This is a genomic window from Pelotomaculum terephthalicicum JT, from assembly GCF_022410535.1.
GTDB lineage: Bacteria > Bacillota > Desulfotomaculia > Desulfotomaculales > Pelotomaculaceae > Pelotomaculum_D > Pelotomaculum_D terephthalicicum.
The window spans coordinates 44615-56209 of record NZ_JAKNBL010000017.1; the positions used below are offsets into that span (position 1 = coordinate 44615).

At 45.7% G+C, this 11595-nt stretch carries 15 protein-coding genes and 2 pseudogenes; 6 read left to right on the plus strand and 11 right to left on the minus strand.

Annotated features, from left to right (window positions below):
• Positions 1-163 precede the first annotated feature (163 nt).
• Entirely contained in the window at positions 164-1357 is a 1194-nt protein-coding gene (nifS, locus tag L9W92_RS11085; RefSeq protein WP_240083825.1) for a cysteine desulfurase NifS, read from the plus strand.
• Between the two features lie 333 nt (positions 1358-1690).
• On the opposite strand, the gene L9W92_RS19160 is transcribed toward nifS, so the two are convergent.
• The 8 genes and pseudogenes from L9W92_RS19160 to bioB all read right to left on the minus strand — a co-directional run bounded on the left by L9W92_RS19160 (position 1691) and on the right by bioB (position 7668).
• Positions 1691-1759 (minus strand): DUF2292 domain-containing protein, encoded by a 69-nt coding sequence (locus tag L9W92_RS19160; RefSeq protein ID WP_286726475.1) that lies wholly within the window; start codon positions 1757-1759, stop codon positions 1691-1693.
• Positions 1760-1967: 208 nt separating this feature from the next.
• Positions 1968-2534 carry a pyruvate kinase alpha/beta domain-containing protein gene (locus L9W92_RS11090; protein WP_240083826.1) on the minus strand — a complete coding sequence of 189 codons (567 nt, stop codon included), beginning with the start codon at positions 2532-2534 and terminating at the stop codon, positions 1968-1970.
• A 128-nt stretch (positions 2535-2662) separates the two neighbouring features.
• A complete protein-coding gene (locus L9W92_RS11095; RefSeq protein ID WP_240083827.1) occupies positions 2663-3400 on the minus strand; it encodes an N-acyl homoserine lactonase family protein in 738 nt (245 codons plus the stop codon).
• A 112-nt stretch (positions 3401-3512) separates the two neighbouring features.
• Positions 3513-3716: pseudogene (locus tag L9W92_RS18885) on the minus strand (nucleotide-binding protein); the annotation flags it as partial.
• 215 nt (positions 3717-3931) lie between these two features.
• The gene (locus tag L9W92_RS19330) at positions 3932-4360 is read right to left on the minus strand and encodes a PLP-dependent transferase (RefSeq protein ID WP_376741804.1); all 429 of its coding nucleotides are present in this window, start codon (positions 4358-4360) and stop codon (positions 3932-3934) included.
• 2 nt (positions 4361-4362) lie between these two features.
• Entirely contained in the window at positions 4363-5253 is an 891-nt protein-coding gene (pdxS, locus tag L9W92_RS11110; protein ID WP_240083828.1) for a pyridoxal 5'-phosphate synthase lyase subunit PdxS, read from the minus strand.
• A 25-nt stretch (positions 5254-5278) separates the two neighbouring features.
• Positions 5279-6205, minus strand: coding sequence for a cysteine synthase A (cysK, locus tag L9W92_RS11115; RefSeq protein WP_240083829.1), 927 nt, complete (start codon positions 6203-6205; stop codon positions 5279-5281).
• Positions 6206-6675: 470 nt separating this feature from the next.
• A complete protein-coding gene (gene bioB, locus L9W92_RS11120) occupies positions 6676-7668 on the minus strand; it encodes a biotin synthase BioB (RefSeq protein ID WP_240083841.1) in 993 nt (330 codons plus the stop codon).
• Between the two features lie 651 nt (positions 7669-8319).
• Here bioB and L9W92_RS11125 point away from each other — a divergent pair.
• From L9W92_RS11125 to L9W92_RS11135, 3 genes are all read left to right on the plus strand, one after another.
• Entirely contained in the window at positions 8320-8502 is a 183-nt protein-coding gene (locus L9W92_RS11125; protein ID WP_240083830.1) for a hypothetical protein, read from the plus strand.
• A gap of 79 nt (positions 8503-8581) precedes the next feature.
• On the plus strand, positions 8582-8953 hold the full coding sequence (locus L9W92_RS11130) for an SPASM domain-containing protein (RefSeq protein WP_240083831.1): 372 nt from the start codon (positions 8582-8584) through the stop codon (positions 8951-8953).
• 119 nt (positions 8954-9072) lie between these two features.
• A complete protein-coding gene (locus L9W92_RS11135) occupies positions 9073-9825 on the plus strand; it encodes a PP-loop family protein (RefSeq protein WP_240083832.1) in 753 nt (250 codons plus the stop codon).
• A gap of 39 nt (positions 9826-9864) precedes the next feature.
• Here the strand turns inward: L9W92_RS11135 and L9W92_RS11140 are convergent, their stop codons facing one another.
• Both L9W92_RS11140 and L9W92_RS11145 read right to left on the minus strand, forming a co-directional pair.
• Positions 9865-10104 carry a uroporphyrinogen decarboxylase family protein gene (locus L9W92_RS11140; RefSeq protein ID WP_240083833.1) on the minus strand — a complete coding sequence of 80 codons (240 nt, stop codon included), beginning with the start codon at positions 10102-10104 and terminating at the stop codon, positions 9865-9867.
• The gene (locus L9W92_RS11145) at positions 10095-10517 is read right to left on the minus strand and encodes an ASKHA domain-containing protein (RefSeq protein WP_240083834.1); all 423 of its coding nucleotides are present in this window, start codon (positions 10515-10517) and stop codon (positions 10095-10097) included. Before L9W92_RS11145 ends, L9W92_RS11140 begins: the two co-directional genes overlap by 10 nt.
• Here L9W92_RS11145 and L9W92_RS11150 point away from each other — a divergent pair.
• Positions 10506-10682: pseudogene (locus L9W92_RS11150) on the plus strand (TetR/AcrR family transcriptional regulator); the annotation flags it as partial. The gene L9W92_RS11145 and the pseudogene L9W92_RS11150 overlap by 12 nt on opposite strands.
• Positions 10683-10902: 220 nt before the next feature.
• Positions 10903-11157 (plus strand): zinc ribbon domain-containing protein, encoded by a 255-nt coding sequence (locus tag L9W92_RS11155; RefSeq protein ID WP_240083842.1) that lies wholly within the window; start codon positions 10903-10905, stop codon positions 11155-11157.
• Between the two features lie 89 nt (positions 11158-11246).
• Here L9W92_RS11155 and L9W92_RS11160 read toward each other — a convergent pair whose 3' ends face one another.
• Positions 11247-11447: a heavy-metal-associated domain-containing protein gene (locus L9W92_RS11160; RefSeq protein ID WP_240083835.1), complete on the minus strand. Its 201-nt coding sequence runs from the start codon at positions 11445-11447 to the stop codon at positions 11247-11249.
• Positions 11448-11595: the final 148 nt, after the last annotated feature.

Below are 11595 nucleotides of genomic sequence, written 5' to 3' on the forward strand. Positions count from 1 at the left end.
ATTTAAATAATATGCAATATTATTTTTTTGTCAGCTGATGATATAAAACATGCCATTTAAAGCCTTCTAATCTTATTGACAATATCCTAGCGTTGTGCTAGGATAATTTTTAAAGTATAGTACCCAACTATGAAATCGGGTACTATTTAAGGAGGCTACAATTATGAGGAGAGTTTATTTTGACCATAGCGCAACTACCCCTGTCCATCCTCTGGTGGCGGAGGAAATATACCGTTTCATGATTGATCATAATTATGGCAACCCCTCCAGCCTACACTATTTCGGACAAATCGCCCGCAAAGCCCTGGATGAATCACGTGAAAAAGTGGCCAAGGCCATTGGCGCGCAATCAAACGAAATTATATTTACAAGCGGCGGCACAGAATCGGATAACATGGCGATTCATGGAGTGGCTTTAACTAATATCAAGAGGGGAAACCACGTAATAACCAGCGCAGTCGAACATCATGCGGTGATTAATGCAGTAAAGGCATTGGCCAAACAAGGTTTCAACGTTACGGTGCTTCCCATTGATCAATACGGGATGGTAAATGTCGATGAGGTAGAGAAAGCCATAACTGATAAAACGATTTTAATTAGTATCATGCATGCCAACAACGAAGTCGGTACGATCATGCCCATTGCCGAGATCGGTAAAATGGTGAGGAAGCGTGGAATAATTTTTCATGTCGACGCGGTCCAGAGTTTTGGAAAAATCCCGGTAAATGTGGATGACCTGGGGGCTGACTTGTTGACTGTCTCAGGACATAAAATATACGGTCCTAAAGGTATAGGCGCCCTTTATGTCCGCAAAGGAACGCGATGGAGACCAACACTTTTCCACGGAGGCGCGCAGGAACGCCTGCGCCGGGCGGGTACTGAGAATGTTCCGGGTATCGTGGGTCTGGGTAAGGCGGCGGAACTGCTTATGGAAAATATGGAAGTTGAAAATAAACGGCTGTTGATTTTACGCGATAAATTAATCAGAGAAGTGACAAAACGGTTCAGCCATGTTAGATTAACAGGGCATCCCGCCATTCGCCTGCCAAACCATGCCAGTTTTGTGTTTGAATATATCGAAGGCGAGTCAGTGCTATTGAGCCTGGATATGAAAGGGATTGCGGTTTCTACCGGTTCGGCCTGCGCCTCAGGTTCATTAGAGCCTTCACACGTGCTTTTGTCAATGGGTATTCCACATGAAATTGCCCACGGTTCTATCCGTTTGACCCTGGGCGCGGGCAATACCGAAGAGGACGTGGATTACTTCCTTGAAACCATGGGGCCGATTGTTGAAAAATTTCGGTCCATGTCACCTTTAAACAAGGAAATTAACTATAACAAAAATATTGATCAGTAGTATTGTATAAACCAAAAGTTAAAATGCAGCCTTTAGATTTACCCAAGTGGCCATTCACGAGAAATAACATGACATTTCATCAAAACTTCAGTTAGCGTATCTCTTTAGGTATACTTATGTGCTTATGTGAATTGCATCCATGCTTAATCGGGTAACCATATTTTGCACCAACGGTGTCGGCCGCGCACCCACCGGCGAGCCTTCTCACTCCTGCAGACCGGAAACAGGACAGCCCGGCGATGTCATTGCTTAAAGAACTAGAGGCCAGGTAAGCGTGCTTACCTGGCCTCTAGTTCTTCAGGTCAGCCATTTCAATATATCAACTAGTTGGAATCAACCAAGACGAATTTTTCCCTTTTTTTCCATTTGAATTAATTTCCCGTCCTGAACGATCAAAGTCACACTTCATAACGCAGGTCCTTTAATAATATGAGCAGCCCTTTTAGCCAAGGTATTTGAGAAGGATATTCCATATTTTTACTCCCCCCCTTAAACAACAACTTAGAAGCCCTCATACAGCCGAGCCCCTTTCTAAAACCATTTAATTAATAGTAACTCAGTAAAAATACTATTATTATAATTGGGGATGTCAAGAAAAACTAAGGGAAATTTATTCTTCTTTACTCAGATAATTAAGCGGTTTACAAATAATTTCATTAACACGCAGGTTCCTAACCTGCTGAGAAGAAGCCGCCTGCATGACTAAAGCGGTATCGGAGCCACGGCCGGTCCCGGCTACGGCGATTACTTTTTCCCCGCTTGCCAATAAACCGGCGTCCGTTGACATGAGCACGATTTCAAAGCACACCTTTACTCCCTGGGAAAAGCAGCGTAACAGATTGGCCATTAACGTGGGAATGTTTGAATCATATAGTTTATCCGTATGGAAGAGCATCGTGCCGAAATGAACTTCGTGCCCGGATTCTCTTAAAGTTTTTACCAACTCTTGAGGAAATAGATTTTCTTTCCTTTTAAAATCAAACTGATGCGGCACAACAATTAATTTCACTTTATTATCTTTAAAGAAATCCAACGCTTTCCGGGCTGTTTCACCAGTAGTGGAAGCCAGGACTAATTTCCTGATTCCCAGAGCGGCCAATTTTTCTTTAACCAAGCCGAAAACGATCCCGGTATTTTCCGGGCTTAAACCTTCAAAATAAACTACCTTGCTTTCCATAAACACAGCTCCTTTCTTGTTAAGTATAATGCCTAAACACAATATATGTCATCCTTTCCCAACGCGCCGCTGCTGCAACACTTTTTGCCCTATCTATGTTTCCCGCCTTGTCTAATGGATCAAAACCATTAAGGAATGGATTTAATATCAATGAACATTGGGTCATGCAGCGGAACAATGATATCCGCCATATTTTTCACCTTTAAAGCACTATCATAAACTTCCCGGCAATCAGTATGGAGTCCGCAGGCCGCTACTTCTAATCCTTTTTCCTTCATAGACGGCGTCTGGGTAAATGTACTCATTTGAGAACAAAAACCTGTTATAATCGCTTTCCCCCGCCAAGTTTCGATCTGTATCGACTGGCCGCCCGGACTGTGCCCCGGCGTCAAAAAAACCTTCACATCCGGTAAAATTTCGCAATCGCCATCAATAATCCTAAATTTTAGATTTTCAAAATACTCTCTGTTATAATCCACAGCGTTAAATACATGCGGATTACAGGCATATTCCAGCTCTCTTTTTTGAACGATAAAGGTAGCATTTTTATACTTGCTTGCTAAGGCAATATGATCAAAATGTAAATGCGTAACAATTACTTGTTCAATTTCCTCCGCTTTAAGCCCAACACTTTGCAACCCTTGTTCCAAGGAAAAAATTGAAGTGGTGGGAAACTCTTTGTTATAATGTTCTCCCTGTGCTCCGGCATCAACTATGGTGACTGGGTCTGAACCTTGAATGTACCAAATATAACAGGCGCTTTTTACTTTTTTCCCGATGTTCCACCGATAGGTCCATTGCGACATATCCCGGATACCTTCACACAGTGCAATTGGCTTAATAACGTAATTCATCTTAACCTCCACTTTGCCGCTGCCGCCGGCGCCTTTAAATATGCGCCGCCGCGCTGCGGACTTCGCCGGTTTCCATGGCCAGCAGATGGTCCGCCCAGGCGCTGCCCCATTCTCTTAATTCCGCCACACCGAGCGGTGAGGGGGAAATGGAATGCTCATGCCGGGCAATCTTTTCAGCCAGCCTGGTGGAATCGCTCTTGGGGTCGCAGCCGAACTGCATTACCTTGTAGCCGGCCTTAGCCAGCGCCGCGCTGATATTAGAAGTAGTAGTTGACTTGCCAATCCCCCCCTTTCCGTATATCGCGATTTGTTTGATCTTCTTAGGCATATTATATCACTCCTAATTATAGCGTCATTCTTATTATGTTAAAGGAGGCAATCTCTTTAACGCTTCCTTATACGAATCAGCCGTTTTAGAACATCTTCTATGAAATCGGGAAGTACGTATGGCTGGATTCCCCGGGCAGCCAACGCTTCTATCGAGGGTAGCTTTCCATGTCATGCTGGGGGAGCAATTGATCAGGTGGGGGAATCTCTTATGAATCAATTCAAAGGCCGCCAGCGCATGATCAGTAGCCAGGGTGTCGCCGGGACCCGCTTCCGGCCGGCCTCTTTCCCACCCTTAATACCGAAAGCCAAAATGGCACCATAACCGCTTTTTAAGTATTTTTTCGCCGTGGCGTGAGAGGGATGGTTGGGCAAGCCCGGATAATTCACCCAGGTTACTGCGGGGTGAGTCTCCAGAAAGCGCGCCACCGCGAGAGCGTTTCCGCTGTGCCGCTGGACCCGGAGATGTAAAGTTTCCAACCCTTGCAGGAATAAGAAAGCGTTGAAAGGGCTTAATGCGGTGCCGATGTCTCTTAGCGGTAAGGGCCTTCCGGAAATTTTCCGGATCTTGGGGGTCAACAAACGTGACTTTATTACATTGCCACCCAAAAAACAATCACCGGCAGGTATTCTTCCTGCAGGCATTTTTACCAGCCCCGTTCCTGCATCCGGGCCAATGCCGGTATAGACGCGATCTCCAAGCCCGGCATCGCTTCGCCCAGGTCACGGGAGACATCGGCCAGTATCCGCGGGTCATTGTAATGGGTGGTGGCGATAACAATGGCCTTCGCCCTGGCCGGCGCGTTAGCCGACTTGAAGATGCCGGAGCCCACAAAAGCTCCATCCGCGCCTAACTGCATCATCAACGCCGCGTCCGCGGGGGTTGCCACTCCCCCCGCAGCGAAATTAACAACAGGCAATTGACCGGTCCGGGCAACCTCAGTCACTAAGTCATAGGGGGCACCCATTTCCTTGGCCGCCGCCATCAGCTCCTCTTTGGGAAGCAACTGCAACCGCCGGATTTCCCCCAAGATGGCACGCATATGAATAACCGCTTCCACCACATTGCCTGTGCCGGCTTCTCCTTTCGTCCTGATCATCGCCGCGCCTTCGCCGACCCGGCGTAGGGCTTCACCGAGATTGCGCGCCCCGCAAACAAAAGGAACCTTAAACTGGCGTTTATCAATATGATGCAGGTTATCCGCCGGTGTCAGGACCTCACTTTCATCGACATAATCAACTCCAAGGGCTTCAAGTATCTGCGCCTCAACAAAATGCCCGATGCGGGCTTTGGCCATTACCGGGATGGTTACAGCCTCTATAATGCGTAAAATCACGGAAGGGTCGGCCATCCGGGCTACCCCACCGGTAGCCCGGATATCCGCGGGAACCCTCTCTAACGCCATGACAGCGCATGCCCCGGCCTCTTCAGCGATCCTTGCCTGCTCCGGCGTGGTAACATCCATGATTACCCCGCCTTTCATCATTTCGGCGAATCCTTTTTTTACAGTAATTGTCGCATGTTGGGTCACGTCCATTCCTCCCGCGTTAATTATGCCCCTCCTATTCCTGAAATAGCGCCGTGCTTAAATATCTTTCGCCGGTATCAGGCAATACCGCCACAATCAATTTACCTTTGTTTTCCGGTCTCTTGGCAATCTGCAGAGCGGTAAAAGCGGCGGCGCCGGATGAAATTCCGACTAATATGCCTTCTTCCCGGGCCAGCCTCCGTCCGGTCTCAAAAGCCTCTTCATTTTTAACTTTGAAGATCTCATCGACAACTTGGAGGTTCAGCACGTCAGGCACAAATCCGGCGCCAATCCCCTGAATCTTGTGCGGCCCGGGTGTACCTCCCGACAATACCGGGGAATCAAAGGGCTCCACCGCAATTACTTTGAATTCCGGCTTGCGTTTTTTGATCACTTCACCGACACCCGTTATCGTCCCGCCTGTGCCAATCCCGCCGATCAGAATATCAACTTTGCCGTCGGTGTCTTCCCAGATTTCTTCTGCCGTGGTGGCCCGGTGAATCTCCGGGTTGGCCTGGTTTTTAAACTGCTGGGGAACAAAGGAATTCGGCACCTGGGCCGCGAGTTCTTCCGCTTTCCGGATAGCCCCTTTCATACCCTCCGCGCCGGGCGTCAATACAAGTTCCGCCCCATAAGCGCTCAACAGGTTGCGGCGCTCAACACTCATGGTGTCCGGCATGGTCAGGATTAGCTTATACCCCCTGGCCGCGGTGACAAAAGCCAGAGCTATGCCGGTATTGCCGCTAGTAGGTTCAATAATTACGGTGTCTTTGTTTATTAACCCTTTTTCTTCAGCATCCTTGATCATGCTCAGACCGATACGGTCTTTTACACTGCCGCCGGGATTAAACGCTTCCAACTTTACAACCACCTCAGCCTCCAATCCGGCGTTGATCCTAGTCAATCTCAGCAAAGGTGTTTTCCCGATTAAACCCGTCAGGTTGTTTGCGATCTTTGCCATTACTACTTACCTCCTGTTTTTTTAAATTTTGGTCCCTGTAAAATCATTGTCTTATTCATTGCCTTATATCGGGCATTCACTTAGTCCCGGCAACACTGGACATAGTTGAAAATATTATGTATCTTTCTATCTCACCTCCCAAATAAAATTTAAATGTTTAGTAATATAGTCTAATTTAATGGATAGTAATTTTATAAGTTTATTAAATTTTATAATCCGTTAACCATTTTGTCAACTAGAAATTTAAAAAATAAATAAAACATCCCCGCACATATGGCAAGGATGTTTTGGCCCGGTATGATTAAGGATTGTTTAATTTTCTGAGATTGAGGAAACCTTAATTATTTCTCCGTCCAATACTCCGTTAACCGTTATAGTTATATTGCTAACATTAAACGGCAAACCAAATTAAAAGGCATTCCTGTTGTTTATAACAAGGGGGCTTTCTCACAAAAAACAGGATAAGCAAATTATCTTAGACTCATAGGGTTGAGGCCAAGGCCTGTTAATGTGGCCATGTCTTCCGCCACGCCACGTCCGGCCGTAGTTAAATAATTTCCAATCAGCATACCGTTGACACCCGACAACAAACCGAGAGGCATTAGTTCTCCCAGGTTCTGTTCGCGCCCCCCGGCATAACGAATTATTTTATCAGGTAAAATTAGACGGAATATGGCGAAGGTCTTTAGTATTTCCATGGGACTCAGCCTTTCCTGATTTTCAAGGGCCGTTCCTTTGATGGGATTGAGGACGTTGACGGGAATCGAATCCACATCCAGTTCCTTTAAAGCAAACGCCATCTCTATGCGGTGTTGCCATGTCTCACCCAGCCCGATGATCCCACCCGAGCATACTTCAAGACCAGCCGCTTTTATTCTTTTGATTGTAGTCACGCGTTCCTCATAAGTATGCGTGGTACATATTTCATCGAAGAAGCTTTGACCAGCCTCCAGATTATGGTGGTAACGAGTGATCCCCGCTTCCTTTATCGCCGCAACTTGCTCATCACCAAGCGTACCCAGTGAACAGCATTGATTAAGGCCGGTTTCCTTGCCGACAAGTTTGATTGCGTTGATGATAGCGTCAAAATCCGGGTCGTCCTCCATACCGCGGCCCGCGGTAACGATGCAAAAACGGTAGGCGCCGTCGGTTTCCGCCTTTTTAGCGGCGTTAAGTATCTGTTCCTCACCCATTAACGGATAAACCTCAATTTCAGCCTCATGATGTGCCGATTGGGCGCAAAACTTGCAGTTTTCCGAACAGCCGCCTGCACGGGCGTTAACGATTTCACAAGTATCAATTTGACTACCCGTAAAGGTTTCCCGGACCTTATTGGCTACACCCAGCAATATGGGAGTGTCAGCGTCATCAAGAGCAGCTAGGGCCATTGCTTCATCAAAGACTATGCCGCCACCGCCTAACACCTTTTTCCCCAACGAAAAAACCAAATCATAACCATTCATTAGCAATGAAACCCACTCCTTTGTTAACTAATTATTTTATACAGGTTAACAATCTTAAGACAATAATTTACTGATATTTCCTAAGGAAATTATTATAATTATATGTCAACCCTTAAGACATGAAAAGTTAACAATAATATTATACTACTTGTATATTATCTTTCAAGTCATAACAGCCTTTATTTCTCACCATAAGCTATAAAAATACATACTTCGCCCCCTGCTTTGTCCATTCGGAAAACAGACTCACCCGCACGTTATAAACTAATAAGTATGTTGACATCAAATAGATGCTATAGTAAACTTATAATCATAGTATACATATGCTTATAGTTAGCTTTTGATCTCACAGCTCATAACAAGACGATCAGTCAGTTAATCCTTCAGTGTTTATCGAGTTTATTCTTTTGGAAGACAAGTGCATGCTCAAAAGCCCCTGATAGAGTCCCTGCCATAAGATACATCACTGCCATAATCAAACGAAATCAAAACACTCCTCAAAAAAGGCATTCTCCAGACGAATCTTCTAAAGAGAGTCTCGTGGAACTAATCCACAGAACGTCCGTTATATCCCCGCTGGATAAAAGATATTTCGCAGGAAGGAGAAATTCATCCTCATGCTCTGTGCAGAGGTCTGTATAAAAAGGAGCTATGCTCGACGGCCGCAATGTCATAGAACAAGCGAGCAAGGAGCCCGGCCACACCCATGGCAAGGGCAAGCATCTCGGCTTCGTCGGGCAAAACTTCCAGGACATGAATACGGGTTCGCATGAGGTGAGACTCGACTACGTGAAAAAGGAGGAGATAAGGAAAGGCTGTTTGCCCCATAAATAAAAATTTGTGTAAAGGTAATGTCGATTCTGTTTATTATTAAAAAATGGGTGGTTCTATTTTTGTTCGTACTACTTTTTTGTTGGATACATTAATTCCCGCATGGGATGTGGAAACTTCACCATATCTTTGCGGAAAGAGACTAGCTGCGGTATATCCGGATGGAACGGTTGGACCATGTATTAGGGACCATTCATTTAAAACAGGAACTATATTTGACGCAGATCCCTTAAGCATAATACAATGTGACGCATTTCATTATGATATTTCCAAACCAGAAATCCCGGATGAATGCAGGGAATGTGAATCCAGAACTGCCTGTCATGGAGGATGTCCGCACGATAAATTGTTATTGACCGGTACCACGTCAGGAAAATCTGTCGAATGCGATGTCCATAAAAAAATCATTCCAATGATTAAGACATTTGGATCAATTAAAAAACGATATAAATAAAACCATTTGATAATAATATGGAAAATTCCGATGTGCTTGTTTTAATCAGAAAAGGCGATTATTATATATGAAAAAGCAATTAATACGGCCCCCCAAAATTAAGATAAAGAGGGACAAGATTGATAAAAAATCATCGTAAATGGTTTTTGGCTAAAACTAAACGGGCTATTTATGATTTCGGTATGATTGAAGACGGTGACCGGATAGTGGTGGGATTTTCCGGAGGCAAAGACAGTGTTGCTCTACTATATTCGCTTTACCTGCTCGGCCGTTCCTTTCCGGTTAAGTTCGACCTGGCAGCGGTTTTTATTAAAACCGGTTGGCCGATGGATCTACCTGTACTGGAGAACTTTTGCCGATCTTTAAATGTACCTTTTCATATAGTAGAAACGGAAATAGCAAAGATTGTCTTTGAGGACAGGCAGGATGACAACCCCTGTGCCATTTGTTCACATCTGCGCCGCGGTGCTTTGCATAGTAAAGTCCTGGAACTCGGCTTCAATAAAGTTGCCCTTGGTCACCACTTGGACGATGTGATCGAAACATTTTTCATGAGTATGATTTATACCGGCCAGATCCGTGTGTTTTCTCCGTTTACATTTCTTGACCGCACCGGGCTTACCATGATCAGACCAATGGTATATCTTCCGGCGGAGGAGATTGTTTCCTTTGTAAAGCTGGAAGAATTGCCTTTTATTGTAAACCCCTGTCCGGCTAACGGTTTTACTAACAGAGAGGTAGTGAAAAAGCTTATATTTGACCTGGTCAAGCGCTTCCCTGATTTAAAAGCGCGCTTTCTTACCTCACTACAAACGTTCGATCAGCGCAATTTATGGCCTGACGTCCGTTCCAGGAGTAAGAAGAAAAATTGATGGAGTATTATTTACAAGCGGCGGCAGCGAGTCAAACCATCAAGTTAGTTGTTCCAGGCGGTCAATTTCAGATAGATCCTTAATTGCCGGAGCTTGCAGGTAGGCCGTCTCGTCCTCCGGATAATAAACGGTTGCCCCCATTGCCTCCGCCTGCTGGTACAGGTCGGTAAAAATCCTGATAATGTCGTACTTGAAATACTTGTATGATTCTATTTGGGCCTTGGCGATAAGATCTCCGTTTCCCCGCAGGGAAGATATTTTTACACTGATTACCCGCACGCGCCGTTCCCCACAATGGGGACACACGGCAGCCGGTCAATCGCTTCACCTTTGGCCAGCGCCTGAAGCCTTTCCGCAGCGGTCATCTGATCCAACTTCTCCACCAGGTATCTCGCCCCTGTGTAGAGAGCGGCTTTGGCCAACTGCACCGCTCTCACGTCCCCCTGAGTAAGCACGATATCCTGGTCAATAGCCGTTTCACGCGCCCAGGCCAGGACAAATTCGGTTTTCCCGGACTCGTTTTTGCGCAGCCTGCGCGACGGCAGGTGCTTGTTAAAGCGCCCGCTCTTGGCGATGATGCCGGTTAACGCTATTTTTCTCAAAACACAATAGTCAGCCGTAATTTCCGCAGAGAGATTTTTCTCTTGAATCAAAGCTTCCCAAAAGAATTCCCAGTAAATCTCCCCACGCATTTACTTTTCAATATATGGGTGGGACTGGTACATTATTATCTTGCGAACGGGGATTTGTTTGCTCCGGAAGGAAATGTAATCAAACGGTATGGCGATACTCTGGTTGAGAATTATATAAAATTGATTCAAACAGATCACCGGACTAGGGGCGGCAGGGATGAGTGAGAAAACACTACGTATACTAAAAGCAAAAGCGTGCTATGGACATCTTGGCGGCATGCTGGGAGGCAGACTTTTTGAGCCTCCGCTGGAGCAGGGCTGGTTTGAGCAGGACGGAGACAAGACAACGGTATATTTTGGCAAGCAAGCGTTTCAGGGCATTACGCACTGTCTTTCCCGCGCTGGAAGCTTATGGAAATTGATAAGAAGAAAGAAGGTATTTATCTTGAAAACATGTATTTCCTGTGGTATGCCAATGACAAAGCCCCCGGATTATCCACTGGCGGATGAAAGTAAAGATTACTGCATCTATTGCGCGAGGCCGGATGGTTCTATGCAGTCCTATCCGGAAAAGCTGGAAGGTACTACAGAATTTCTCATCCGCACCCAGGGGCTTGATAAAGACGCTGCGCATCAGATCGCCATTCGTACTTTAGCAAAGCTTCCTGCGTGGAAAGGCAAAGAAAATAACATAGAATAAACCTTATTATAAGATCTGCTGAGAAATATCCCGGCAGGTCTTTTTGCATACGGCTTGGGGAATTTAATCGGAGGCAGCACATACGTCAATTATTCAACGTCGTAACCAACGTCTTCTACTTTTTCAGCGATTTCTTTTTTGGTCACTTGGCCCGGGTCAAACGTCACCAGGGCAATCTTTTCGGGAAGCCGGATATCAATGTCCTTGACCCCATTTACCCCTTTCAGCGCGCCGCGCACATGTGCCGCACAATTGTTGCAGTCTACATTTAGAACTTTAATTGTTTCCATATTCCTGATTCCTCCTTGAAAATTAAATAGCCTCTCGGCATTCGCCGAGGCAGATGGCACAAGGCTTTGCTTGAACCATCGTTATTGAATTCCTCCTACTTACCATAGAGGAATTTTTTTTAAATCCGCATCCAATTGGGAATTCGGA